The organism is Caballeronia sp. HLA56, assembly GCF_054655155.1.
This window is the reverse complement of record NZ_BAAHOB010000002.1, coordinates 929621-955540: the sequence shown is the minus strand read 5'-3', so window position 1 is coordinate 955540 and position 25920 is coordinate 929621. Positions and strand designations below refer to the sequence as shown.

At 61.7% G+C, this 25920-nt stretch carries 23 protein-coding genes; 8 read left to right on the top strand and 15 right to left on the bottom strand.

The window, feature by feature from the left end:
• Window positions 1-640 precede the first annotated feature (640 nt).
• The gene (locus ACYQ47_RS10735) at window positions 641-1447 is read right to left on the bottom strand and encodes a phytanoyl-CoA dioxygenase family protein (protein ID WP_459905365.1); all 807 of its coding nucleotides are present in this window, start codon (window positions 1445-1447) and stop codon (window positions 641-643) included.
• 103 nt (window positions 1448-1550) lie between these two features.
• Here ACYQ47_RS10735 and ACYQ47_RS10730 point away from each other — a divergent pair, with 103 nt between their 5' ends.
• Together ACYQ47_RS10730 and ACYQ47_RS10725 are read left to right on the top strand one after the other, a co-directional pair.
• Entirely contained in the window at window positions 1551-2459 is a 909-nt protein-coding gene (locus ACYQ47_RS10730) for a LysR family transcriptional regulator (protein ID WP_459905364.1), read from the top strand.
• Window positions 2460-2950: 491 nt separating this feature from the next.
• Window positions 2951-3748 carry a PhzF family phenazine biosynthesis protein gene (locus tag ACYQ47_RS10725; protein WP_459905363.1) on the top strand — a complete coding sequence of 266 codons (798 nt, stop codon included), beginning with the start codon at window positions 2951-2953 and terminating at the stop codon, window positions 3746-3748.
• A gap of 339 nt (window positions 3749-4087) precedes the next feature.
• Here the strand turns inward: ACYQ47_RS10725 and ACYQ47_RS10720 are convergent, their stop codons facing one another.
• Window positions 4088-5161 (bottom strand): GlxA family transcriptional regulator, encoded by a 1074-nt coding sequence (locus ACYQ47_RS10720; protein WP_459905362.1) that lies wholly within the window; start codon window positions 5159-5161, stop codon window positions 4088-4090.
• Between the two features lie 200 nt (window positions 5162-5361).
• On the opposite strand from ACYQ47_RS10720, the gene ACYQ47_RS10715 reads away from it, so the two are divergent.
• Genes ACYQ47_RS10715 through ACYQ47_RS10705 form a run of 3 tightly spaced genes read left to right on the top strand, consistent with a single transcriptional unit; the run spans window position 5362 to window position 8781 of the window.
• Window positions 5362-6507, top strand: a complete 1146-nt coding sequence (locus tag ACYQ47_RS10715; protein WP_244832426.1) for a branched-chain amino acid ABC transporter substrate-binding protein — start codon at window positions 5362-5364, stop codon at window positions 6505-6507.
• Window positions 6508-6538: 31 nt separating this feature from the next.
• Window positions 6539-7795, top strand: a complete 1257-nt coding sequence (locus tag ACYQ47_RS10710) for a D-amino acid dehydrogenase (RefSeq protein WP_459905361.1) — start codon at window positions 6539-6541, stop codon at window positions 7793-7795.
• On the top strand, window positions 7792-8781 hold the full coding sequence (locus tag ACYQ47_RS10705; RefSeq protein WP_459905360.1) for an asparaginase: 990 nt from the start codon (window positions 7792-7794) through the stop codon (window positions 8779-8781). Before ACYQ47_RS10710 ends, ACYQ47_RS10705 begins: the two co-directional genes overlap by 4 nt.
• A gap of 40 nt (window positions 8782-8821) precedes the next feature.
• On the opposite strand, the gene ACYQ47_RS10700 is transcribed toward ACYQ47_RS10705, so the two are convergent.
• Window positions 8822-10393, bottom strand: a complete 1572-nt coding sequence (locus ACYQ47_RS10700) for a DHA2 family efflux MFS transporter permease subunit (RefSeq protein ID WP_250468313.1) — start codon at window positions 10391-10393, stop codon at window positions 8822-8824.
• Between the two features lie 425 nt (window positions 10394-10818).
• On the opposite strand from ACYQ47_RS10700, the gene ACYQ47_RS10695 reads away from it, so the two are divergent.
• The 3 genes from ACYQ47_RS10695 (at window position 10819) to ACYQ47_RS10685 (ending at window position 14103) form a co-directional block, all read left to right on the top strand.
• A complete protein-coding gene (locus ACYQ47_RS10695) occupies window positions 10819-11619 on the top strand; it encodes an SDR family oxidoreductase (protein WP_459905359.1) in 801 nt (266 codons plus the stop codon).
• A gap of 38 nt (window positions 11620-11657) precedes the next feature.
• Window positions 11658-12590 (top strand): beta-keto acid cleavage family enzyme, encoded by a 933-nt coding sequence (locus ACYQ47_RS10690; RefSeq protein WP_459905358.1) that lies wholly within the window; start codon window positions 11658-11660, stop codon window positions 12588-12590.
• A 166-nt stretch (window positions 12591-12756) separates the two neighbouring features.
• Window positions 12757-14103 (top strand): MFS transporter, encoded by a 1347-nt coding sequence (locus ACYQ47_RS10685; protein WP_459905357.1) that lies wholly within the window; start codon window positions 12757-12759, stop codon window positions 14101-14103.
• 224 nt (window positions 14104-14327) lie between these two features.
• On the opposite strand, the gene ACYQ47_RS10680 is transcribed toward ACYQ47_RS10685, so the two are convergent.
• From ACYQ47_RS10680 to ACYQ47_RS10625, 12 genes are all read right to left on the bottom strand, one after another.
• Window positions 14328-14942: an HD domain-containing protein gene (locus ACYQ47_RS10680; protein WP_284509435.1), complete on the bottom strand. Its 615-nt coding sequence runs from the start codon at window positions 14940-14942 to the stop codon at window positions 14328-14330.
• A gap of 49 nt (window positions 14943-14991) precedes the next feature.
• Window positions 14992-15837 carry a BtpA/SgcQ family protein gene (locus ACYQ47_RS10675; protein ID WP_250468316.1) on the bottom strand — a complete coding sequence of 282 codons (846 nt, stop codon included), beginning with the start codon at window positions 15835-15837 and terminating at the stop codon, window positions 14992-14994.
• 22 nt (window positions 15838-15859) lie between these two features.
• A complete protein-coding gene (locus ACYQ47_RS10670; RefSeq protein ID WP_459905356.1) occupies window positions 15860-16765 on the bottom strand; it encodes a ribokinase in 906 nt (301 codons plus the stop codon).
• On the bottom strand, window positions 16762-16902 hold the full coding sequence (locus ACYQ47_RS10665; protein ID WP_309847122.1) for a hypothetical protein: 141 nt from the start codon (window positions 16900-16902) through the stop codon (window positions 16762-16764). The genes ACYQ47_RS10670 and ACYQ47_RS10665 overlap by 4 nt, the downstream gene beginning before the upstream one ends.
• The gene (locus ACYQ47_RS10660; RefSeq protein ID WP_459905355.1) at window positions 16899-17663 is read right to left on the bottom strand and encodes a glutamine amidotransferase; all 765 of its coding nucleotides are present in this window, start codon (window positions 17661-17663) and stop codon (window positions 16899-16901) included. The genes ACYQ47_RS10665 and ACYQ47_RS10660 overlap by 4 nt, the downstream gene beginning before the upstream one ends.
• Window positions 17664-17665: 2 nt before the next feature.
• Window positions 17666-18790, bottom strand: a complete 1125-nt coding sequence (locus ACYQ47_RS10655) for a phosphotriesterase family protein (RefSeq protein WP_459905354.1) — start codon at window positions 18788-18790, stop codon at window positions 17666-17668.
• Between the two features lie 2 nt (window positions 18791-18792).
• Window positions 18793-19797, bottom strand: coding sequence for an ABC transporter permease (locus tag ACYQ47_RS10650; RefSeq protein ID WP_244832415.1), 1005 nt, complete (start codon window positions 19795-19797; stop codon window positions 18793-18795).
• A 2-nt stretch (window positions 19798-19799) separates the two neighbouring features.
• Window positions 19800-20594, bottom strand: a complete 795-nt coding sequence (locus ACYQ47_RS10645) for an ATP-binding cassette domain-containing protein (protein ID WP_250527839.1) — start codon at window positions 20592-20594, stop codon at window positions 19800-19802.
• A gap of 25 nt (window positions 20595-20619) precedes the next feature.
• Complete coding sequence (locus ACYQ47_RS10640; RefSeq protein ID WP_309936261.1) at window positions 20620-21573, bottom strand: substrate-binding domain-containing protein; 954 nt, start codon at window positions 21571-21573, stop codon at window positions 20620-20622.
• Between the two features lie 188 nt (window positions 21574-21761).
• Complete coding sequence (locus ACYQ47_RS10635; RefSeq protein WP_250495233.1) at window positions 21762-22775, bottom strand: LacI family DNA-binding transcriptional regulator; 1014 nt, start codon at window positions 22773-22775, stop codon at window positions 21762-21764.
• Between the two features lie 87 nt (window positions 22776-22862).
• Window positions 22863-24401: an efflux transporter outer membrane subunit gene (locus ACYQ47_RS10630; RefSeq protein WP_459905353.1), complete on the bottom strand. Its 1539-nt coding sequence runs from the start codon at window positions 24399-24401 to the stop codon at window positions 22863-22865.
• Window positions 24391-25920 (bottom strand): DHA2 family efflux MFS transporter permease subunit, encoded by a 1530-nt coding sequence (locus ACYQ47_RS10625; protein ID WP_309958568.1) that lies wholly within the window; start codon window positions 25918-25920, stop codon window positions 24391-24393. The genes ACYQ47_RS10630 and ACYQ47_RS10625 overlap by 11 nt, the downstream gene beginning before the upstream one ends.

Below are 25920 nucleotides of genomic sequence, written 5' to 3'. Positions count from 1 at the left end.
TTTGAACTTGGGACCTACAAGTTAATGATCGATAATTAGGATTATGTAAATTACCAAATGACCAACGTTCGTTGAACACAGCCCGACGGACTCTCGGTTAATCCGGAGCCACTAAACGGTGGCAAGCCGCGCTTTCAGTCGATCGCATACCTTCCCCTCGGCCCTCAAACGGCTTCGCACGCGGACACATACAGCACCCGCTATTCGAGGCGGCGAAGGCACGCATTCTTGTGAAGGCGCGACGGCCGCTTTCCGGCGCTGCGGAACAACTGCTGAGTCGGATTCTTCAACGAATGAGCGCATTCGCCGCAAGCGCTTGAGGCCGCGCTCACGCTTTCAGGACTGAGCGATGTCGCGAAGGATATGTTCACTCTCACTCTTGGCTTCCATCACGTATGAAATTCCGGAAGCCCGAAGCAGCCCATGCAGGTCTGCGTATGGGTCAAAAGCAATTGGACCGGGCGCACATTCCCTGTGCGTTGATGGATCAACGATGCCTTCATGCGAAGCGTTGTGCACGTGCCGCACGCGGCGGCGTCCAGTCCAATCGGCGATCCAACGATAGACCATGCGAGCATGCTGGCGCGTCGATAGACACGCTGCCACCTGCAGCCGACTCGGTAAAGTAAATCGATAGATTTCAGTCGATCTGAACTCTGTCGAGAATCTCGTCCGAACCTACCTCGAGAGGAGCGAAATTGGTCGAGCGCACATAATCCGGTCGCGGCTGCTCCACCTGTTCAGGCTTGTTCTCCACCTGGTTGTAGACAACATAGGCTTGCCATCGATCGTCACCTGAAAGGTTGTGACCCGATGAATGCACGATGTTTGCGTCGAAGAACACCACTGTTCCCGGTCGGCCGATGATAGGCACGGCCTTGGGATGGCTGGACAAGATATCGAGCATGGTCGGCTTGGGTACCACGTAGAAGCGATAACCGGTCGTCTCATCGAACGTTGGATCGAGTGAGCCTAGTTTGTGGCTTCCCGGAATAAAGTAGAGACATCCGCCCATTTCGGTCGGCTCATCGAGCATGACCAACGCGGTTGTCATATGCGGTTCTTTCACGCCGTCCATATGCCAGGTGCCGAAATCCTGGTGCCACTGCCAGACCGAACCGTCGATTGCCGTCTTCAAATTGCACTTCGTATGATAGACGTAAAGTTGGGGATTGTTCATCAGTTGTTGTGCGGGTTCGAGCAATCTGGGCGAGCGCACTGCGGAGTGAAAAATTGCCGATGCCGTTGGACTGGCGGTCTCATGAACTTTATAAATCGTTTTTGCAATGCCGCCCGTTTTTTCACGAACGAGATGGTCGGTGTCGATTTTTTGGATTCGGCGCAACTCGCTCTTCATATGCTCGACTTCTTCTTTCGAGAAAAGCTCCGGCAGAACCGCGAAGCCATCGCGCTCGTACGCTTCCAACTGCGACGTCGTAAGTTTCATGGGGGATCTCCTGACTTGTTGGTGTGGTCTCACGATCCTAAAAGCGTTCGCATCCGATGTAAAAGATATAATAGGTTGCGTATCGATACTCGAAAGGTTCCAAATGGAACTGCGTCATCTTCGCTATTTTCTGACGGTGGCACGCACACTCAACTTCACGAAGGCGGCGGACGAACTGCACATGGCGCAGCCGCCGTTGAGCCGGCAGATACGGGAACTGGAAGAAGAAATCGGCGTAGCGCTTTTCGAGCGCCAAAGCAAACGCGTGTTTCTCTCATCGGCGGGCCAGGTCTTCGAGGAACGGGCCCGGCAGATTCTTAAGGACACGAACTCCGCAATCGTGGATTCGCAACGTGCGGCAAGAGGCGAAACCGGCCGGGTGGCGGTCGGGTTCTTCGAACACATTGCGTACACACTGCTGCCACCGCTCTTGCGCGATTTTCAACAGCGCTACCCTGCAGTGACCGTCGACCTTCAATGGTTTTCCTCTGCGGAACAGATCAATGCCTTGAACCGAGGAGACGTCGATCTGGCTTTCGTCCGTTCGTTGCCGCCAAATAATCAACTGAACAGTGTCTTGTTGCTCCAGGAGCCGTTTTACGTTGCCATCGCTAAAGACAATCCTTTAGCAGCCAAACGACGCATTTCCATCAAGGACTGTAAGCAGTTGCGCGTCATTAATTATCGGAAGGATGTCGCGCCGGATTATCACGCCGCCATCAACCAGTTGTGCGCGCTTGCCGGATTTTCTCCCTCCACGAGCTTTGAAATGGGCCAGATCTACGCTTCCCTTGGCCTTGTAAGCGCCGGCTTTGGTGTGACGCTCGTACCGGCGTCGGTTCAACGAACGCACATGGAAAACGTCGTCTTTCGTCCTCTGCGCGAAGAGCACACGAAGAGCGAACTCTACCTTGCGTGGAAGGAGCCCAATTCGTCTGCTGCGCTAGGCGCTTTTGTCGAACTCGCGTGCAAGATAGCCGCGCATCCGCCGCGAAAAGCGAAGGTCGAGTAAGTGCAGCGGTACCGCTTCAATTGCGATCCAAAGCTTCGTTTGCAAGGCGAAACCGTCAGCAAACCCGAATGCGACCTTTTCGGAAAACTCCGCGACAGCAAGACGGTCGTCACCGTTGGCGGTCGACATCGAGCTTCTCGCGTAATTCACAGTAAGTGCATCGGCGGCCATTACGTGGAGCAATACATTTGCATGGCTATCGGTGAAAGCCATCCGATCGTAAGTGGCAGCACCCTCACCCATGCTCAATGGCGTCCGCTGATGCGGTGATCGCAAACATGCGCCCTCTGCACTGAGCAGAAAAAAGAGAAGATTTTCCGTGGACGGAACAACTATCCAGGGCACGGGTTTCGGCAAGTCGGGCGCGGCTACGCGATGGCTTCGAGGCTGTCACTTTTCAGCGTGTCAGATGGAAACTGTGCATGTTCGCGAATCATTCAAGCCGATAGGATAGGAACGAACTAGCTCATCTCTCTTCGACTCTACCGCCCATGCAACTGAAGCTTTATCAGATAGACGCTTTCACCAGCGAAGTATTCAAGGGAAACTATGCGGCGGTCATTCCGCTCGACGCGTGGCTTCCCGCTTCGCTAATGCAAGCCATCGCCAGCGAAAACAACCTGTCGGAAACAGCGTTCATCGTGCGTCGAGACGATGGCGTTTTCGACATCCGGTGGTTCTCACCGATCAAGGAAATCGCCTTCTGCGGACACGCGACGCTGGCGAGCGCTTTCGTTCTGTTCAGACACCTCCCTCAAGACGATCACCTCGTCTTTCATGCAGAAGCAACGGGCGCGTTCTCTGTTCATCGGCGGGAGCGGGGGCTAATCGAAATGAACTTTCCTCGACGACAAAGTGAACGGATTAAAGATGTTCCGGACCAGCTCGCGTATGGTTTGTCGATCAAGCCAACGGCAGTCTTCATAAACCAGCAGTCATACATCGCCCTCTACGACACCGAGGCCGAGGTACGCGCCGTCGTGCCAAATCTGGAACTGCTCGCGCAACTTGGACCATTGGATGTCGCGGTCACCGCTCCTGGCAACCAATACGACTTCGTCTCCCGATACTTTTGGCCAGCGAACGGCGGCGCCGAAGACCCGGTGACGGGGTCCATTCACGCGGCGCTTGCTCCGCTCTGGTCCGACATTCTCGGCAAGCCGAAGCTCGTCGCGCTACAGGCTTCCCAACGAAGCGGCGTTCTACATTGCGAGATCGAACCGGAGCGTGTGTTGATATCCGGTCACGCGGTTCAATATATGGAAGGAACCATCGAACTGCCCGACTAGCGCGCGCTTTACAATGCTGCGGCTCGACTGTGCGGAAACGGCAGCGCTGCCGCAGCTCAATACCCTTTAGAATCGAGGCGCGTTCCTGAGACTCGACTCAAGCACTTACTTCGCTACCTCAACCGGAATCATTCTTCTGCCGAAGTCCGGGCTCATCGTTTCCCAAGGCTGCGTCGTCGATTAGAAGTCACGCACTTCGGCCGGGCAACGCCGACAGGCGACTGGATCGAAATGTTCATCTCGCACGATGACTTACACCGAACTTGGCACGATTCATTGCAGACACGGCCAGCAACTAAGCGCACGCCAAAGTAAGCGAAGTCCAAAGACCTCCGCACTTCACGTTCGGCTAAGCGACGCGCGCAGCTTACCCGGCGTCACACCGTACGCTTCGCGAAAGCCGCGAATGAAGTGCGCCGAATCCGCGAAGCCACATTCGTAGGCGATCGCGGTGACGCGCTTCGCCGAGTTCAAGAGTAGCCAGCGGGCGTATCGCAAGCGCATCGTCCGGTAGAACTCCTTTGGCGTCACGCCCATTTCAGACATGAACACGCGCTCCAGTTGCCGCGCATTTGAACCGGTCATCCTGGCAATTGCGGCGATCGTCAGCGGGGCTTCGAGATTCTCCTCCATCAACACGATCGCGTGACGCAGCAAGAGACTATCGACGGCGAGGTAGCCGAGCGCACGGCGGCGTTCGACGAAGGACGTGCCGCTCTTGCGACTCACCGTCATCTGGTGAATGACCTTCGACGCGCGGTCGGCGCCGCAATGCACGGAAATCAACCGCGTGGCAAGTTCGATGGCCGACACGCCGCCCGCGCACGTAATGCGGTTGCCGTCGATCACGTAGTCGGCGTTCGTGACCACGCGCAGGCCAGGAAACATGGACTGGTAATCGTCGTAGTGAAAGGAATGCACGCACGCGACGCGGTCGTGCATGTAGCCCGCTTTCGCCAGCACGAAGCTGCCGGTGCACAGGCCGATGAGCGGCACGCCGGCTGCGTCGGCGTCGCGCAGCGCGTCCCAGTAGCGCGGGTCGACATGTTCGAGCCTGGGCAGCAAGCCGCCGATCACCACGAAGTAGTCGAATCGCGACGCCTTCCCGGAATACGCCCGGACTGGCACGCTCACGCCGCAACTCGCTTCCACGGTGTCGTCCGTCGGCCCGAGCAAGGTCCACGTACACCGTAACTGGCGGCTCTGGTCGCCGAGATCCGCGGCGTGCCGCAGGCAGTCGCAAAAACTGGCGAGCGAAAGCAGCGGAAAGCTCGGCCAAAGTAGAAGGCCGACGCTGAGCTCGGCGCCCGCGCGTCGCGCAGATACCTTGCGATCCACGCCGTCCATGCGATCGAGCCGCTCGACAAGTCCGCGCCCGAGCGTCGCGGTATCGGACTTTTTTGCGTTCGCCATTGCCATCCATGCACTCCTTGAATGCCGTGAGGTCGTCGGCGCCAGTATAGGAGCGCCGAAAAGCGATCGGTGCGACTTGTCGCATTCGTTCTATTTTTCCGCGAGCGCGTGCAATGCCGCCTATTTCGTCGCCGTTACATTGAAGTCAGTTCCGGGGTGAAGACGGCCGGAAAGAACCGATTCAAAACAGGGAGTGCGTCATGTCAGCAGCGTTGCATCTGGCGGTTTGCGCCGCATTTGGAAGTGCGTTCGTCGTCCTGCATCCGGTCGAGGCGTGCGCCGATGAAGTAGTGAAGATCGGCCACGTCGCGCCTCTGACGGGGGCCAATGCGCACCTCGGCAAGGACACTGAGAACGGCGCACGGCTTGCCGTCGAGGAGATCAACAAGAAGGGCCTCGTGATCGGCGGACAGAAGATCACGCTTGCGCTGGATGCGCAAGACGACGCCTCCGATCCGCGCCAAGGCACACAGGTCGCGCAAAAGCTCGTGGACGACAAGGTGGCGGCCGTGGTCGGGCACATGAATTCCGGCACCTCCATTCCGGCCTCGAAAATTTATAGCGATGCCAACGTGCTGCAGATTTCGCCCTCGGCCACCAATCCGGTCTATACGCAGCAGGGGTTTCGCACGACGTATCGCGTGGTCGCCACCGACGCGCAGCAGGGTCCGGCGCTTGCCGACTATGCAGCCCGAGTGCTGAAGGCGAAGTCGGTCGCCATCGTCGACGACGCCACCGCTTACGGTCAGGGTCTCGCGAACGAATTCGAAAAGCGCGCCAAGGCGAACGGGATGAACGTCCTGTCGCACGACGCAACCACCGACAAGGCCGTGGACTTCCGCGCGATCCTGACCAAGGTGAAGAGCGAGCATCCCGACGTGATCATGTACGGCGGCATGGATGCGACAGGCGGCCCGTTCGCGAAGCAGGCCCGCCAGCTCGCAATCTCCTCGAAGGTACTGGCCGGCGACGGCCTGTGCGCAGCGTCGCTGTCGCAACTGGCGGGCGAGGCGGCGGACAACGTCGTGTGTTCCATCGCCGGCATGCCGCTCGCTAAAATGCCCGATGGCCCCGCGTTCGAGCAACGCTACGAAGCGCGCTTCGGGCAGAAGGTGCAGCTCAACGCCCCGTTCGCGTATGACGCGGTGTACATCATCGTCGACGCGATGAAACGCGCGAATTCCACCTCACCAGACAAGATTCTCGCGGCGATGCCCAACACCGACTTCAAAGGCGTACTCGGCGAGACGCAATTCGACGCGCACGGCGACCTCAGGCAGGGAATGATCTCGCTCTATCACTACGTGGGCGGAAATCAAACGTTGCTCGACGTCGTCAAGATGTAATGGCCGCACATTCACAAGGACGACGCAAGCCATGAACATTCTGGTGATCGGCGCGGGTGTGATCGGTCTCACGACCGCATACCGCTTGCGCGAGGACGGCCACGAAGTGAGCGTGATCGACCGGCGCACGGAGGTCGCGGCGGAAGCGAGCCGCGCCAACGGCGCGCAGCTTTCTTACAGCTACGTGGCGCCGCTCGCCGGTCCTGGCGTGCTTGCGAAGCTTCCCGGTTGGCTTATGCGTCGCGACGCCCCGGTGCGCGTCTCGCCCGCCATCGACATGAATCAGTGGCGCTGGTGCTGGCAATTCGCACGGGCCTGTACTCAGGCGATGAGCGAATCGACCACGGCGCAACTCCTTGCGCTGTCCTTTCTGAGCCGCTCGCTGATGCACGAATTTACCGCCGCCCATCCCACGCTTGCCTTCGACTACGTCCGCGCTGGCAAGCTCGTCATGCATCGAAGCGCAATGGCGATGTCGCGGGCCGCGTCCTTGCTGTCCTACCAGCGTACGCTCGGTAGCGAGCAGCAAGCGCTCGGCGTGAGCGATTGCGTCGCGCTCGAACCCGCGCTGGCCCAGGTGGCAGATCGATTCGTCGGCGGCATCCATACGCCGGGCGAAGAGGCAGGCGACTGTCACCGGTTCTGCCTGGAACTCGAAAGCTTGTTGCGCGAACGAGGCGTGGCGTTCGAGCTAGGTACGGCCGTGAGTTCGCTGTCCGTGTCGAACAAAGGCGAGGTCCGGGCAATTGCCGGAAGCCGCAGGTTTGACGCGGAACATGTCGTCGTGGCGTCGGGTTGCGACAGCGCGGCCTTACTGCGCACGATTGGCGTGCGGGTGCCGGTCTATCCGCTCAAGGGCTACAGCCTGACGCTCGACGCAGTCGCGGTAAAGGCTGCGCCCGCGACGAGCGTGACGGACTTCGACCGCAAGGTGGTGTACGCCCGGTTGGGCGACCGTCTGCGCGTGGCGGGCATGGCGGACATCGTGGGGCATTCGAGCGCGATCGATGCGACCCGGCTCGCGACGTTGCGGCGCGAAGCGCAGGCCGTCTTTCCGCACGCGGGCGATTATGACGCGGCAGCCGCGTGGGCGGGCTTGCGGCCGGCCACGCCGCGCGGGACGCCGATCATCGGAGGGTCCAAATACCGGAATCTCTGGTTCAACGTCGGTCATGGCGCGCTTGGCTTCACCCTCGCCATGGGGTCGGCGCACGTGCTCGCGCAACGGATGGCCGGGCGCAAACCTTCGCTCGACGACACCCCCTTCTCGCCGCGTGCTGCATCATGATTGCGCGCGTCGTCATTGTCGGCACGGGCGGCACCATCGCGGGGCGCGGTGCGTCGGCCGCGCATACCGCGACCTACGACTGCTCTGTCGAAACGGTGGATGATTTGCTCGACGCGTTGCCCGGCGCGCGCGATCTCGCCGATATCCAAACGGCCCAGCTTTTCCAGACCGGCTCTGAAAACTTCGGCAATGAGGAGTTGCTCGGGCTCGCGCGGCATGTTCGCGCGCTTCTCAAGCAGGACGACATCGACGGCGTCGTGGTGACGCACGGCACCGATACCATCGACGAGACGGCATACTTTCTGCACCTGGTGGTGCCGAGCGCGAAGCCCGTCGTCGTGGTCGGCGCAATGCGCCCGGCGTCTGCGCTCAGTGCCGACGGACCGCTCAACCTGTACAACGCGATCGTGGTGGCGTCGAGCGCGGCATCGCGCGGCAAGGGTACGCTCGTCGTTTCGAACGACGAGATTCACTCGGCGCGCGACGTCGTGAAGACCAGCACCTTCAAGCAGGAAGCGTTTCGTTCGACCTTCGGTCCGCTAGGCTACGTGGTCGAGGGACGCGCGCGTTTTTATCGGCTGGTGGCGCGGCGGCATACGGTGGAAAGCGAATGGAACATCGACACCATCCAGACCTTGCCCGAGGTCGCTATCGTCTACGCGCATGGCGGCATCAACCGAACGGTGGTCGAACACATGGCGTGCTCCGACGTGGATGCGATCGTGTACGCCGGGACGGGCAACGGCAACGTGGCGCACGAGCTGATCGATTCGCTCGTGAAAGCGCGCGCGAGACACATTCATATCGTGCGTGCGTCGCGCACGGGCAGCGGCATCGTCATCCGTAATGCCGCACAGCCGGACGATCGCTATGGATGGATCGCAGCGGACGATCAGGTCCCGCATAAGGCGCGAATCCTGATGATGGTGGCGCTCACGGGAACGAGAACCACGCACGCGTTGCAGGAAGCGTTCGTGACGTACTAGAACCCCGACCGCGCGCCGCAGGCATGCCTGTTCCCTGGCCTCAATGCGCCCCAGCCGCCTCCGCCGAATCCCCACCCTTCACCGGCCGCGTAATCCAGATAAGCGGAATGATCAAAATGAAAATGAACGTGGACGCATAGAAGAAATCGTCGAGCCCCATGACGGCAGCCTGATTCGCCACCATCAACTCGAACGATGCGTAAGCCGCACCCACATCGATATGAAGCTGCGACTGCAATGCCGCGATGGTCTGATTGAAAATCGGATTGTCGACGCTCGCCTGTTCGGTCAGCCGCACGTGATGTACGACCGTCCGATGATTCCATACGGTGCCCGCGATCGACGTGCCCACCGCTCCGCAGAAAATGCGCGCGAAATTCGACAACCCCGCCGCTGCGGGAATCCGTTCGGGCGGCAAGCCGGAAAGAATGATCGACACGAGGGGCACGAACCAGAGCACGGTCGGAATACCTTGCAGCAAGGTCGGTATGACGAGATGCCAAGCATCGACCGTACTCAGATACTGCGTGCGCATGAAGAACACACCGGACAGTCCCATGAACGCGACCGTCACGAGAACGCGGGCATCGAATAACTGTAAAAGTCGCCCGATAAAAGGCGAAAGCAATACCGTGAAAATGCCCACCGGCGCGGTGACGAGGCCGGCGTCGTAAGCGCGATAGCCGAGATACTCCTGCATCCATTGCGGCAGCAGAACGAGGTTGCCGAAGTAGAGCGCGTAGGAAACGGAAATGGCTATGGTGCCGCTGCTGAAGTTGCGCAATGCGAAGAGCCTCAGGTCGACGACCGGATGCGCCTCCGTCAACTCCCACACGAGAAAGAACGCGAAGCTGACGAGGGCGATGAGCCCCAGCGCAACGATGAAGGGCGATGCGAACCAGTCGAGGTCCCTGCCCTTGTCGAGCATCACCTGAAGCGAGCCCACCCACACCACGAGCAACGCAAGGCCGACCGTATCGATGGGCAGTTTCTTCGTCGGCGTCTCGCGCTTGCGATAGATGATCCACGTGGCGCCCGCCGCAATGAAGCCGACCGGAATGTTCACGTAGAAGATCCACGACCAGCTGTAGTTGTCGGTGATCCAGCCGCCTAGCACCGGTCCTGCGATCGGACCGACCGTGGCGGTCATCGCCCAGAGCGCCAGCGCCATGTTGGCGCGCGCCTTCGGATAAGAACTCAGCAGCACGGCCTGGGACAAGGGAATGAGCGGCCCGGCCACGAGGCCCTGCAAGATCCGCGCGCCCAGCAGGAAAGGCAGGTCAGGCGCGATGCCGCAAAGCCACGAAGCGAACACGAACATCAGAATCGCGCCGACGAACAGGCGGATCTGGCCGATCTGCTGCGTAAGCCAGCCCGTCAATGGAATGGATACGGCATTCGCGGCCGCGAAGATCGTGATGACCCACGTTCCCTCGTCGACCGATACGCCGAGGTTTCCCGAGAGATTCGGCACGGCGACGTTCGCAATCGACGTATCGAGGACGGTCATGAAGGTCGCAAGCGCCACCACGATGGTGGCAATCACGAGCTGGCCGCCCTGCAACGGCGGATGCGGGACGGGTGCTGCGGGAGACGGCGATCCCTGCGTCATGACTGCGGTTCGGGGTTGATTGTTGTAAGCAGAAGCGGTTCTTCAGCAGGGCGCGTCCTCGAAACGAGCGATTCAACCCGCTCGTCTCGCGCGCGCCGCAACTGTCGATGACGTGAGAATAGCGGAGCCCGCTGCTTTATTAAACGCCTATTTCATTAATTCGCTAAGGTGATTGCTTTGCGGAAGGGTTATCCCCTAGGCAAACCGGATTGACACAGATCATTAACAAACACACACTGTGATCACAGATCACGGAGCAACTCCGGCTCTCTTGCCGATGCCCGTGGCGCGGACCAACGCATCAACATGCGCGAGATGCAAAAGCGCGAAATGGGCCATGCGAGCAAGAACAGCACACGCCTATCACCATCGCCCGCGCTTCGAAAAGCTGACCAAATAACAACCGTCCTACAGGAGTCAACCACATGGATTACCTCAAACTGCTCGCCCCGCCCGCCGGATTGCGCGTGCTGATTACCGGCGGCGCGTCGGGCATCGGTTTGACGATCGCGCAGGCGTTCGTGTCCACGGGCGCGCGCGTGCATGTATGCGATGTCGACGCCAAAGCCATCGATGCCCTATCGACTCATGCGACCGGATCGCCGTCGATCACCGGTACTCGCGCCGACGTATCGAACAAAGCCGACGTCGCGCGCGTGTTCGACGACGTGAAGCGCGAACTCGGCGGCCTCGATGTGTTGATCAACAACGCGGGCATCGCGGGACCGACGGGCGGCATCGACGAGATCGAGTCGGACGACTGGGAACGCACCATCGACATCAATCTGAATAGCCATTACTACTTTTCGAGCCAGGCCATGCCGATGCTGCGCGAAGCAAATGGCGGCGGCGTGATCGTTTTCATGTCGTCGGTCGCAGGACGTCTCGGCTATGGATTCCGCACGCCCTATTCCGCGACCAAATGGGCGATCGTGGGCCTCGCGAAGAGTCTCGCCATTGAACTCGGCGCGGACAACATTCGCGTGAATGCGGTGCAGCCGGGCATCGTCAAGGGGCCGCGCATGGAAGGCGTGATCGCCGCGCGCGCGAAGCAACTGAACATCAGCTATCAGGAAATGGAAGCGCGTTATCTGGAGAAAATTTCGCTGCGCCGCATGGTGACGCAAGAGGAGATCGCCGCCAGCGTGCTGTTCTTGAGCTCGCCAGCTGGCAGCGCGATTTCCGGTCAGGCGCTGTCCGTCTGCGGCAACGTCGAAACGCTCTGAATATCGCTTCAAACAAGTACGAGAGGAGATCGAACACCATGGCAAGCAAACGCAAAGTCATCATCACCTGTGCGCCGACGGGCGCCATCCACACGCCTTCCATGTCGCCGTATCTGCCGGTCACGCCGGATCAGATCGCCGATGCCGCGCTCGCCGCCGCACGCGAAGGCGCATCGATTCTTCATTTGCACGCGCGCGATCTTGAAGACGGCCGGCCGACGCAAGACCCCGCGGTTTTCGAACGCTTTTTACCGCGCATCAAGGCGGAAACGAACGCGGTCATCAATCTCACGACGGGCGGCAGTCCGCATATGACGGTCGCCGAGCGCCTCAAGCCCGCGCATCATTTTCAGCCGGAAGTGGCATCGCTCAACATGGGATCGATGAACTTCGGGCTGTATCCGATGCTCGACCGTTTCAAGGACCTGAAGCACGACTGGGAACGTCAGCATCTGGAAAAGAGTCGCGATCTCGTGTTCAAGAACACATTCGCGGATATCGAGTACATCCTGAGCTCGTGCACGGCGAACGGCACGCGCTTCGAGTTCGAGTGCTATGACACCTCGCATCTCTACAACCTCGCGCATTTCGTCGATCGCGGGCTAGTGAAAGGGCCGTTCTTCGTGCAGACCGTGTTCGGACTGCTGGGCGGCATAGGCGCGCACCCGGAAGATCTGGCGCATATGAAGCGAACCGCCGATCGCCTTTTCGGTTCGGATTATGTGTGGTCCATTCTCGGCGCGGGGCGCAATCAGATTCCGCTCGCGTCCATCGGCGCGGCGCAAGGAGCGAACGTGCGCGTTGGCCTTGAGGATTCGCTGTGGATCGGTCCTGGCCAGCTTGCCGAATCGAGCGCGCAGCAAGTGCGCCAGATTCGCCAGGTGATCGAAGGCTTGTCGCTCGACATCGCGACGCCCGCCGAAGCGCGTCAGATGCTCGCGCTCAAGGGCCACGACAACGTGAACTTCTGAAGATCGCACCGAAGCAAGCGGACGCGCGCCAAGCGACGTCCGCGCCATGACAACGAAAAAATACACGGAGACAAGTCATGAAAGCCTACCTATCTCGCCGCGACGCTTCACCTCGTCGTCCATGCGCGCCCTACTCTTCCAATCCGTCCTGACGCCGGGAGTCATCATGTCCACGCCCAGTTCTTCGCGTAACTCAACACATGCGTCACCCCATGCGTCGCTGAACGCGCTGCTGTTTCGCAAGCTCATGCCGCTGCTCGTGATCTCGTATGTGATCAGCTTTCTGGATCGCACCAACATCGCGCTTGCCAAGCATACGATGAGCATCGATCTTGGCCTGTCATCCGCCGCCTATGGGCTAGGCGCGGGGCTGTTCTTTCTGACGTATGCCGCTTTCGAGATTCCGAGCAATCTCGCGATGCATCGTGTCGGCGCGCGCTTCTGGATCACGCGCATCATGGTGACATGGGGCGTGCTCTCGGTGGCGATGGCCTTCGTGCGCGGCGAGACCTCGTTCTATGTGATGCGTCTTCTGCTCGGCGTGGCCGAAGCGGGACTCTTTCCCGGCGTGATGCTGTATCTGACTTACTGGTTCGGACGCGAGGATCGCGCGCGCGCCACCGGCTACTTCCTGCTCGGCGTGTGCGTGGCCAACATCGCCGGCGGCCCGCTTGGCGGTGCGCTGCTGGAAATGGATGGCGTGCTCGGTTTTCACGGCTGGCAATGGCTGTTCATGGTCGAAGGCGCGCCTGCCGTGCTGCTCGCGATCGTCGTGTGGAAGATGTTGCCCGACCGGCCGACACGCGCTTCGTGGTTACCGCGCGAGGAAGCGCTGGCGCTGGAGCGACGTCTTGCCGCCGAACAGGAAGCCATCGGTACCGGTCACGGCGGTCATACGTTTCGCGCGGCGCTGGCGGACAGACAGATCTGGCTCTCGATCTTCGTCTACTTTTGCCATCAGTTGACCATCTATACGGTTATCTTCTTTTTGCCAGGGATCATCGGGTCTTCGGGGCACTTCTCGCCATTCGTCGTCGGCGTGCTGACGTCCACGCCGTGGGTCGCCGCCGCACTCGGCGCCGCCCTTTTGCCGCGCTTCGCGAGCAATTCATCGCGCAGCCGCCGCATGCTCGTGGGCGGCCTGCTGATCATGGCCGCGGGCATGCTGGTCGCCGCCTATTCGACGCCCGTCATCGGCTTTCTCGGCGTGTGCGTGTCCGCTTCGATGTTCTTCGTGGTTCAGTCGATCATCTTCACGTTCCCGTCTTCGCGGCTTTCAGGCAGCGCGCTTGCGGGCGGACTCGGGCTCGTCAACACGTGCGGGTTGCTCGGCGGCTTCGTCGGGCCCACGGTCATGGGGATCATCGAGCAATCGACCGGCAAGGCGATGAACGGGCTGGTGTGTCTTGCTGTCGCGCTGATTGTCGCGGCAATATGCAGTGTGCGGTTGCGGCACGGCCATGAAACACGCAAGACTAGCGATGCGGATCGACGGGCGACGAACGCGGCTTGAACGATTGATGGCTTTCCGGGATGCGGAATCGGCGAGCGGGCTTGTTCATCCGCTTGCCGATGGCACGGTTAACTTCGGCTCGTCAGGGACATGTATCGGGCACGCGTTGACCTTGGCGATGAGCGACCCTAGCAAAACGCGTCGCCTCAACCAAGGTGGCGATCATCGCCAACTACGACACTGCGAATGCATCTCGCCGTCATTCAACGCCATTCGCCACGGCATCAGTCGTCTTTCCGGCGAGCGACGTCACCGGAAAAGTGCGCGCCGACAAGCTCACGCGCCGCTTCCCACAACTGCGGCGATCCGCGTGCAATCACAGGCCCGTACCGCTCCACGACCTGTTGCTCGTTCACGCCGTTCTCCGTCCACGTGCCTCCGCCAGTCAAGGTATTGATCAGCAACGGCTGCAGCCGATCGAGCGATTTGGCGAAGATCGCCTCCGGTGTCTCAGCCGCCTCGAATTCCATCCATAGTTTGCGCAGTTCGCGCCCTTGATCGTCGGGCAATAACCCGAAGATTCGCTCCGCGGCCCGTTGCTCCGATTGCTCGATCGACGCGGAATCCGCGCCTGGCGCGTGCAGCGGATGATCGCCAGCATCGATCTCGACGATGTCATGCACGAGCAGCAGTTTGATGACATGAAAACTGTCGACATCCTTCGCGCAATCCGAAAGTACCAGCGCGAACATGGCCAGATGCCACGAGTGCTCCGCCGAATTCTCCCTGCGGCTGCGGTCGATGAGCGGCGATTGCCGCATAACCGACTTCAACTTGTCCAGTTCGATCAGAAACCCGAAGCGCCGCGAGAGCGGCTCGACCTCTTTGTCTTGGTTCAAATTCATTCTCCCGGAAGACGGTTGCACGAGGAGAAGTCTACCGCTCGTCCTAACCTCCTCGCGCCGCGTGTACGAACCGCCGCACCTTGTCTTCATCGACGGGATTCCACCACACGCCGCCCACCTTCAGCGAACTCGCGACGATCACCGCATCCACGACCGACAAAATCTCCGCGACGTTGGTTTCCGTGCAGCCGCTGCCCACCAAAAGCGGAAGCCTGGTCGCGGCGCGAATCTGCCGAAGATAATCGAGGCTCGCGACATCGCCCGTGCGCTGGCCGGTGGCGATGATCGCATCGGCATCGAAGAATTCGACATCGCGCACGAGTTCCTCGAGCGCACGATCCGCGACGATTGCATGCGCGCCGTGCTTCACGTGCGCGTCCGCAAACACGCGGATGCCTTCCGCGCGCAACCGCGCACGATATCGCAAGGCCCGCGCCGCCTCGCCTTCGATGATGCCTTCGTTGGCCACATAAGCATTCGCCCACTGATTGACGCGCACGAACGCGGCATTGCTCGCGGCCGCGATGGCGAGCGCCGGCACCGAAGCGTTGGCAAGCACGTTGATGCCGATAGGCAGGCCCGTTTCGCGCGCAATCCGGTCCGCGCTCACGGCCATGAACGCCGATGTTTCCGGTCCGATGTCATCCGGTTTTGCGAACGGCACGTCGCCATGATTTTCGACGATGAGACCATCGACGCCGCCTGCTGCATACGCGCGGGCATCGGCAAGAGCGGTTTCGTATAGCGCCTCGCTCGTGCCTCCGTCGTAGCGCGGCGCGCCGGGAAACGCCGGGCAGTGAATCACGCCTATGACCACGCCGCGCGGGCGGCCGAAAATATGCGCGATGCTGTCGGTGCGTCCGCGTCCAACCTCGTGTCCGGTGTCCATGAGAATCCTGTCGAAGTATCGGTCAGATGAAGCGCGCGAGTTCGAGCATGCGCGCACGATCCGGAAAACTTGCCTGCGTGCCGTGCCGGCCGACCACATAGGCGGCAACGGCCATTGCGCGAGGCAGGATGTCGCGCAGTCGATGGCCGTGCGCGAGCCCAGCCGCGAGCATGCCGCAGAGTGCATCGCCTGCGCCGACCGTGTCCACGGCAATGACTTCAGATGCGGGCATCTGCTCGATGCCGCCGTGCGCGCCGCACCAGACGACGCCGCCCGCGCCGAGCGTGACCAGCACCTCGGTCGCGCCTGCCGCGTGCAATGCGAGCGCCGCGCGGCATGCATCGGCGTCGCCCGACAGCATTTCGGCCTCGACGCTGTTGACGACGAGCACATCGACATCGGGCAGCAGCGCGTTGACCTCGAATTGCACCGGTCCCGGATTCAGAAGCGTATGCCGCCCGCCGCGACGCGCCGCGCGCAACCACGTCGCCGTCACCGTGCGCGCCAGATTGCCTTGCAGCACGATCCAGTCGCCCGGCGCGCTCACGGCGTCCAGCAACGCGGCATCCGGTGCGTAGCCGCTGGCGGCTTCGTTGCGCGTGACGATGGTGTTTTCACCGGCAGCATCGACGGTGACAATGGAAAGGTCCGTCGGGCAATCGAGATGGTCAACGTGCCGCGTATCGATGCCTTCCTCACCGAGCATGGCGACTATGCGCGCGCCGTCGGCGTCGCATCCGACAGCCGCAAGCAACGTCACCTGCGCGCCCGCGCGTGCAGCGATCACCGCCTGATTCGCGCCCTTGCCGCCGAAGTCCAGCGTGCTGCCAAGCGCAATCGACGTCTCGCCGGGCTTCGGCAACGAAGCCACGCGGAGCGTCATGTCCATCGCCGCGTTGCCGATCACGCAGACGCGCGCGCTGCTCATGATGGTGCCATCCGGTAGCCGGACATCGCTCGATACGAGCCGAGCGCCTCACGCGGGCGAGCGTCGCGGCAAGCCGCGCATGCCGCGCGCGCGAGGTCGAGGTCGAGGTCGAGGTCGGCGATACCGAAATACATCATGCCGCGCGCGCCTCGGTCAGCCAGTCGAGACACTGCCGCCAAAGCCGTCCATAACCGTCCCACGCGGAGAACTCGGGCGGCAGCCAGTGCACGGACATGTCGCTTGTCCAGGCAAGCGTGCGGCCCTCGCCATACTGCCCCGCCACGAGCAACGGATGGCCCGTGTCCGGCACGGTTGCGATGAGCGTCGCACCCGGCTTCAACTCGACTTCGTTGTAGCCGAGCAGATGCGGCCATTGCGTGCCGAGGCCCTCTATCACCGGATGCCGCGCGACGATACTCGGCGTGAACCCCTCGGGCACTTCCACGCGGTCGTCCCACGCGAGGCACTTCACGGGCAGCACGTCCTCGACGGGCGTATTGCGAAAGCGCGCACTGCCGTTGATGCCCTGAAAGCTCAGATAGCCACCGATCATCATGAGACCGCCGCCTGCCTCCACATACTCGCGCAACAACTTCAGGCGGTTCGGCGTGCGCTTGCTGTGCACCCACGTATCCGGATGCAGCAAGAGCGTATTCGCGCCGATGTCGGAAAGAATGATTGCGTCATACTCCTTGAGCCCTTCGAGCGTCGTGGGAAATCGCGTCTGCGCGTCGTGACTCGGCATGTGCGTGACCGCGTACCCGGCGCTGTCCTTGAAGAGCGCGAGAAACTGCTCGGAGCCGGTGTGATACGTCACCGACGCGAACAGATCGAACCCCTTCACATGGGTTGCCGTGCTGGTCCACGACTCTCCGGCGAGCAGGACTTTCTTCGTCATTCTCAATCTCCTTGAACACGACGGCTCGTCACGCCAGATGCCGCCGCCGAGAACACGCGAGCGGGATTGGTCACGAGCATGGTTTCGATCTGCGCGTCGCTCACGCCGTGGCGTCTGAGTCTCGGCACGAAGTGTTCGAGGATATAGCCGTAGCCGAAGCCGCCGTAACGCGTGAGCATCATCTTGAGGAACACGTCCTGCGAGAGCAGCAGATTGCCGATGAACCCCGCATCGATGAGCGCGCGGATAGCGCGCGCGTTCTCTTCATCGGACGGCGATTGCGCGTCTTCGTCGGCGTAGTAGTAGTCCATGCCGATCATGTCGTATTCGAGCCACGCACCGCGCCGCGCGATGGAATGCTGATACTCGATATCCGCGTGGCTCGGGTTCATGTGACAAAGCACCGTATGCGCGAGATCGGCGCCCTCGCGCTCGACGATATCGAGCACGCGATGTCCATGCCGCACCCATCCCGGCAGATGCACCGAAAGCGGCACGCGCGTGGCGGCGCTCGCGCGAGCCGCCGCGCGCAGCGACTTCTCTTCTTCCGCCGTGAACGCCGCCGACACGCCGATTTCGCCGATGAGCCCCGCGATCACATCTGGCTTGCGCTCGGCGCCGCCCACGTCGAAGATCATCTGCTCGGCGAGTTCGTCGATGGAACGCTCGCGCACGTACGCCGGATGCGAAGGCTCCAGATAAAAGCCCGTCGACATGACGATGTTGAGCCCCGTGCGCCGCGAAATGCGCTGCAGCGCGAGCGGATCGCGGCCAATGCCGAGGTTGGTCGGATCGACCACCGTCTGGCCACCCAATTCGCGGAACTTCATCAGTTCCTCGGTGGCGGCATCGACATCGAATAGCTGGCAGTTGTCGCGGTTCATGAGCGGATTCATGCGCAGCGCGCCCAAAATGCCGACATGCACCTTCTGCTCGCCGATATGCCGTTCGCCGCAACAAGCCGGCGCGACCCATTTGCCGGAGGCATCGACCAGAATATGCTCGTGCATCAGCGTGATGCCCATTTGCTCGACCGGTAGCGGACCGAGCACCGTCATTACGTGGCCGCTGCCGACACCTATGGGCAGCGTCGCCGGATGACCGAATACGGGTTTCGTCGACATCATGCTCAGCCCTTCTTTCCACGCCGGGCGGAAAAGATGCGCGTGTTCAGCCAGATCGCGAACAGCATGATGGCCCCCTGGATGATCTGCGTATAGAACGGCGACACGTGAACCAGAATCAGCCCGTTGCCGAGCACGGCAATGGTCAGCGCGCCGAGGAGCGTGCCCAGAATGGTGCCGCGGCCGCCGAACAGATTGGTGCTGCCGAGCACGACCGCCGCGATCACCGCGAGCTCGAAGCCGACGCCCTGATTCGACGAACCGCTCCCGAGCCGCGCGGTCGTAATGAGCCCGGCGAGCCCCGCCGCGATGCCGCTCAGCACATACACCTTGATGATGACGCCGCGTGTATCGACGCCCGCGCGCCGCACGCCTTCCGCGTTCGTGCCGATCCCGATGATGTAGCGCCCGAAGCGCGTATGACGCAGCACGACCCATCCGGCGAGCATCACGGCCACCGCGATCACGGCGGGCAGCGGAAGTCCCAGGAACCACTCGCGGCCGAGCGCGACGAACCAGCCGTTGCCATCCACGGGCACGGAATAGCCTTGCGTGATGAGAAGCGCCGCACCGCGCACGATCGACAACGTGCCAAGCGTGACGATGAACGCGGGCATGCCCGCGATCGCGATGAAGTAGCCGTTCGCGAGCCCGATGACCCCGCCGAGCACAAGGCCGCCGATCAGAACGAGCGTATCCGGCATGCCCGCGTGCAACGCGATGGCCGCGAGCGCGCCGACGAACGCGAGCGTCGAGCCCACTGAAAGGTCGATGCCCGCGGTGGTGATGACGAGCGTCATCGTCGTGGCGACGATCAGCAACGGCGCACTCTGACGCAGCACGTTAAGGAGATTGCCGGTGGTGAGAAAAGTGTCGGTGGCGATGCTGAACGCCACGACGCAGATCGCGAAGAAGGCCGCGATGCTCGCGACGCCTGCACGATGGCCCAGCCGGTGCGACAGCGAAAGCGCGCGCCGTGCGGAAGATTCGGAGGACACGGTGGTACCCATGATCAATGTTCGGCGTGTGGACGCGCGGAGCGCGCGTTGAATTTGTGCCCGACGATCAGATCGACGATCTCCTGCAGATTCGTCTCGCCGATAGGCCGGTCCGCGATAGCGGTGCCTTCGTACATCACCGTGATGCGGTCGCAGACCAGAAACAGGTCCTGTAGCCGATGACTGATGAGAATCACGCTGACGCCGCGCGCGCTTACGGTTCGCACGACATCGAGCACCGCTTCGACCTCCGCGACGGCGAGCGCGGCAGTCGGCTCGTCCATGATGAGCACTTTCGGATCGAACGAAACCGCGCGCGAAATGGCGATGGCCTGACGCTGTCCGCCCGACAGATTTTCCACGTCTAGTTTCGTGTCCGGAATGCGGATGCCGAGCCCGTCCAGCATGGAACGTGCATCGCGATGCATCTTCGCGTGATCGAGAATCGGCATGCCGAGCACGCGGCGCATGGGCTCGCGGCCGAGAAACAGATTGCCCGCGACATCGACCGTATCGCACAAGGACAGGTCCTGATAGACCATCTCGATGCGATGCGTGCGGGCATCGCCCGGATTGTCGAAATGGACCGTCTTGCCGTCGATCTCGATCGATCCGCTGTCGGGCACGACCGCACCCGACAGCACTTTCGACAGCGTCGATTTACCCGCGCCGTTGTCGCCGACGAGGCCCAGCACTTCGCCCGGCGCGACATCGAGATTCACGCCGCGCAACGACTGTATCGCGCCGTATTGCTTGGTGATGCCGCGCATCCGCACACGCAGCGGCGCGCCTGTGTCCACGCTCGACATGAGGCTCTCCCGGTTTGGACGCGGCCTACTTGAACACGCTGCGATACTTCGCCACGTTCGCCTTGGTGACGATGGTCACCGGAACAGAGATGTTCTTCTCGACCGGTTGCTTCGCGATCAGCTTGAGCGCGGCGTTGACGGCCGCCTTGCCTTCGCCTTCCGGGTCCTGCTGCACCACGGCCACGACAAAGCCCTGATCGATGCCCTTGATGGCCTGCGCGCTCAAGTCCCAGCCGAAAATCTTGACGCGATCCGTCGCGCTTTGCGCCGACACGGCGGCCACGAGACCGATCAAGGCCGGTTCGCCGGTTGCATAAACGACCTGCATGTTCGGGTTGCCGGAGATGAGATTTTCGGCGGCCGTCTGCGCCTGATCCTGCACGTTCTGGCCATCGACCGTGGACACGATCTTCGCATTGGGCGCGCCCGCGAGACCGGCCTTGAAGCCGTCCAGACGCACGTTCTGAATGTACGAATTCAGCGCGCCGACCACGCCCACGCTTGCCTTGCCGCCAAGCGACTTCTTGACGTAATCGGCCGTGTAGGTGCCGATGTCCTTGCCGACCTTGAGATTGTCGACACCGACTTGCACGTCGTTATCGCCGTTCACGATAGCGTCGATGGTGACGACCGGAATGCCGGCCTTCTTTGCTTCGGCAATCGCCGGCTTGATCCCGTTCACGTCGATGGCGACCACGAGAAGCGCATCCACCTTCTGCTGGATGTATGTCTCGATGGCGTTGTTCTGCGCGTTCGGGTCATTGTTCGAATTGAAGATGGCGAGGTCCGCACCCGCGGCCTTCGCGGCCTTTTGCGCGCCGTCATCCATCTGGGTGAAGAAGAGCGCTTCCTGATTGATCTGGACCAGCGCGATCCTCTTCTTGTCGGCGGCGTGCGCGCCGCCCGATAGTGCAATCAGCGATCCGGCGGACATCACGGCGACCGCGGACATGATCCGGCGTGACAGCATGGCGTTCATCACAGCTCCTCCATCGCAAAGGCGCAGGACGAGCGACTCGTCGGCTGGTCCTGGCATGGTTGAAACTTCAGAGGGCGCGGATAAAACGCGCCGCTTTGTAAACCGGTTTACTTAGGCTACGGCCGTCGCCCCTTTCATGTCAACCGGTCAAAATTAGAATTTGCGTGGAGTGCGCGTTGACGCTGAGTTCAGCGCAAACGTGGTGGCGCGACGGACGCGCGTTGAATCAAACTCACGGGCAGCCGCCGCACGGTGGACGGTCCGCCGCCCGAGAGACGCGCAAGCAGCAACTCGACGCCCGTGCGGCCGAGATCGCGCGCGGACTGCCGAAGCGTCGTGATGGGCGGCATCAGCAGGCTCGCAAACTCCATGTCGTCAAAGCCGACGATCGACATATCGCGCGGCACGTCGATACGTCGATCGCGCAGCGCTTCGAGCAGGCCGACCGCGAGGTAATCGCTCGCCGCGAAAATCGCCGTGGGCGGCGACGGCAGCGCAAGCAGACGGCCGAGCGCCGTCGCGCCGAACTCGCGCTCGTACGAGCCGAAACAGACGAGCGTTTCATCGAATTCGATATTCGCCTGCGCCAACGCCCGCCGATACCCTTCGCAACGCTCCTGCACGGTGAAAAGACCGAGCGGGCCGCTGATATGAGCAATGCGCCGATGCCCCGCCTCGATCAGATGCTGCGTGGCGAGATAGCCGCCCTGCACGTTATCGACGAGCACTTTGGGCACGTCCGCGCCGGGCACGTCTTCATCGATCACGACGATATTGCCGCGCGTGCCGATGAGCGTGCGCAGCGTGCCGTCGTCGGGACGGTTGGAGACGAGGATCAGGCCATCGAGATGCTGAATGTCGAGCCAGCCGACATACAGCGATTCGCGAGCGAACTGGTTGCGCGTGATGCACAAGGACAGACCGTAGCCATGCTCGGAAGCGGCCAGCTCGACTTCGTCGGCGATCTCCGCGAAGAAAGGATTCGCCACGTCCGGCATGGCCAAGCCGATAGTCTCGCTGCTGCCGAGGCTCAGGCGCCGAGCAAGGCTGTTTTGCCGGTACTTCAACGCCGCGATGGCGGCGTCGATGCGTTCGGCTGTGTCCGGCGGCAACGCGAGGCTGCCGTTCAGGTAGCGCGATACGGTCGCCTTCGAGACCTTGGCATGTTCCGCCACTTCGCGAATCGTGGACACTTTGGGCACAGCGCGTTCCGGCTTGGAAAAGCCTGAGTGTAGCCTCGTTCTCGCGCCAGCCGTCATCGAGGCATCGCGAACGCGCGCTTGTGCGCCTTATTCCTGCTTGGCGGAAAGCGCCGCATACGCGCCGTCTTGCGTATCCCAGCCGCCGCCGAGCGCCTTGTACAACGCGACGAGATTCGTCGATACCGTCGCGGTGCTGTCGACCCATTGCTGCTCGGCGGTGAGCAACGCCTTTTGTGCCGTCAACACGTCGAGGTAGTTCGACAGGCCACGAATGTAGCGCTTGTTTGCAATGTCGAGCGCGCGTTTGGACGCTTGCACGCTTGCCTCCAGGCGATCGCGGCGGCGCTGTTCGGCGGCGAATCCCGTCAGCGCGTCATCCACTTCCTGGAATGCCGACAGCACGGTCTTGCGGTACGTGATCGCCGCTTCCTGTTGCTGGGCTTCCCGCAACGCGAGCGTCGCACGCAAGCGGCCACCCTCGAAGATGGGAAGCGAAAGACTCGGCCCCGCACTGTAGCTGCGCGCGCCCCAACTACCGAGATTCGTGAATTGCGTGGCCTGAATGGCGACGCTTCCCGACAGCGTGATCTTGGGGAAGAAGTCCGCCTTCGCCGCGCCGATGCTCGCCGTTGCCGCATGAAGCTGCGCCTCCGCCTCGCGGATATCCGGCCGCCGATGCGCCAGTTCCGATGAAAGCCCGACCGGCACGCGCGGCGGCGCCATCGGCACGGCGGATGGCGGCGACAGCTTCGCCGCAAGCGCTTGCGGATACTCGCCAAGCAGCACGCCGATGGCATTGATCAGCTTCGCTTCCTGCTGCTCTTCCTGCGGAATATCCGCGGCATTCGATTCGGCCTGGCTCTGCGCATTGGCGACATCGAGATCGGTTGCGAGTCCATGCTTCGCGCGCTCCTCCGTGAGTTGCACGGTACGCTCTGCAAACGCCAGATTCTCTCGCGTAATACGCAGCTTTTCCTGCGTCCCACGCAGATTCAGATAATCGCGCGCGACTTCGGCGGCGGTCGAGACGATCGCATCGTGCCGCGCCTCGTTCTGCGCTTCGACCGTGGCGCTCGCGCTTTCCGTCGTGCGTCGCACGCGGCCCCAGAGGTCGAGTTCCCACGATGCATCGAAACCATACTGATACAAATTGAACGGCGGCAGTGCGTTTTGCGCCGCGCTCGACGTCGGAACACCGCCTTGCCGTCCGCCGAGCCCGTTCGTATCCGTGGCCGATGACCCGCCGCCGCCCAGCAAGCCGATGACGCCATCGGCGCTCTGCAGCTCGCGCGTGTAGGAAGCGTTGCCGTTTAGCGTCGGAAGCTCGTCGGCCTTCGTCTGGCCAAGCTGCGCACGCGACTCCAGGAGCCGCGCCGCCGCGACCTTGATGTCGAGATTGCTGTCCATCGCGCGCGTGACGAGCTCGGTCAGCACGGGATCGCCGAAGCTGTTCCACCATTGCGGATCGACAGGTTCGGGCACCGCGACCGACCGGTTAGCCTCGCTCGTGGACTGCGTTTCGGGCCACGGCGCCGGTGTCTGCAATGCAGGACGCTGAAAGTTTGGGCCGACCGTGCAGGCGGACAGGAAAACGACAAACGGAATCCATCGATAATCAATGCGCATTGACTTGTGCCCCCTTCGGCAGCTTCGGCAACAAGATACAGACGGGACACAGCACGAGGGATATGACGCCGAGCATGATGAACACGTCGAGATAACTCATGACGGACGCCTGTTGCTCGACCCGTCCGGCGATGGAGCCGAGCGCATTCACGAAGCCGTTATACGGCGTGATGTGCTCGGCGAGCCGTGCATGATGAAACTGATCGCGCCACGCCAGTTGCGTCGTCACGAGCGACACGCCGAAGCTGCCGCCGAGATTGCGCATCATGTTGATGAGCGCGGATGCGTTGTTGTTCTCTTCCGGCGGAATACCGATGAACTGCACGGTCGAAAGAGGAATAAAGAGGAATGGCAGCCAGATGACCTGATAAAGCCGCGACAACGAGACATCCCAGAAGCCGATGTTCAGATCGAGACCCGCCGAATGCAGTAACGCGACGCCCGTGCCCGCAAGCGACATCATCACGAGCCATTTGGGCTGGAACACGCGCCCGGTCACGATGCCCGCCACGGGCATGAAGAACAACGTGACGAGACCACCCAGGCCAAGTGTGAGGCCGGCGTTGGTGGCATCGTAGCCAAGCAGTTCCTGCGTGAATTGCGGCAGGATCTGCGTCGTGCTGTTGATGATGAACCCGAACGCGAACATGACGCCGCAACTGATGGCGAATGCGCGCGACTTGAAAAGCCGCAAGTTCACGATTGGTTGCGCGGTCGTCAGTTCACGAAAGACCAGCGCCACCAATGCGACGCATGCAACCGCCGCGAACGAGCAGATGAAGTTCGACGAGAACCCGTCCTCGCGCTCGAATTTATCCAGCACGATCTGCAGGCAGCCGAAGCCGACCGCCACCAGAAAGAAGCCGAGATAGTCGATGCGCAAGCCTCGGTCGAGCAGCGCGCGACGCTCTTGCTGAACGAGCTTGCTGTCGCTTACGAACATCCACGTCAGGACGAGCGAAACCATCCCCACCGGCAGGTTGATGAGGAACACCCAGTGCCACGAATAGTTCTCGGTGATCCAGCCGCCAAGCATCGGTCCGATGGCGGGCGCCGTGACGACCGTAAAGCCATACAGCGCAAACGCCATCGCGCGCTTGTCCGGTGTGAACGTGTCCGCGAAAATGCTCTGCTCGACCGGCGCGAGACCGCCGCCGCCCAGTCCTTGCAGCACGCGAAAGACGATCATCATCGGCAGCGAGGTGGCGAAGCCGCACGCCACCGAACTGACCGTGAACAGGAACACGCAGATCATGTAGAAGCGCTTGCGCCCGATCACGTTCGCAAGCCATCCGCTGATAGGCAAGACGATTGCGTTGCTCACCAGGTAGCTCGTCGTGATGTACGTGCTCTGGTCGAGACTCGCACCGAGTCCGCCCGCGATATGCCTGAGCGCCACGTTCGCGATGGTCGTGTCGAGCACTTCCATGAAGGTGGCAATCGACACGATGACCGCGATGAGCCATGGATTGAAGGGCCCCGCCGCCGACCTCGGCAATGCTGCGTGCGTAGCGGCCAT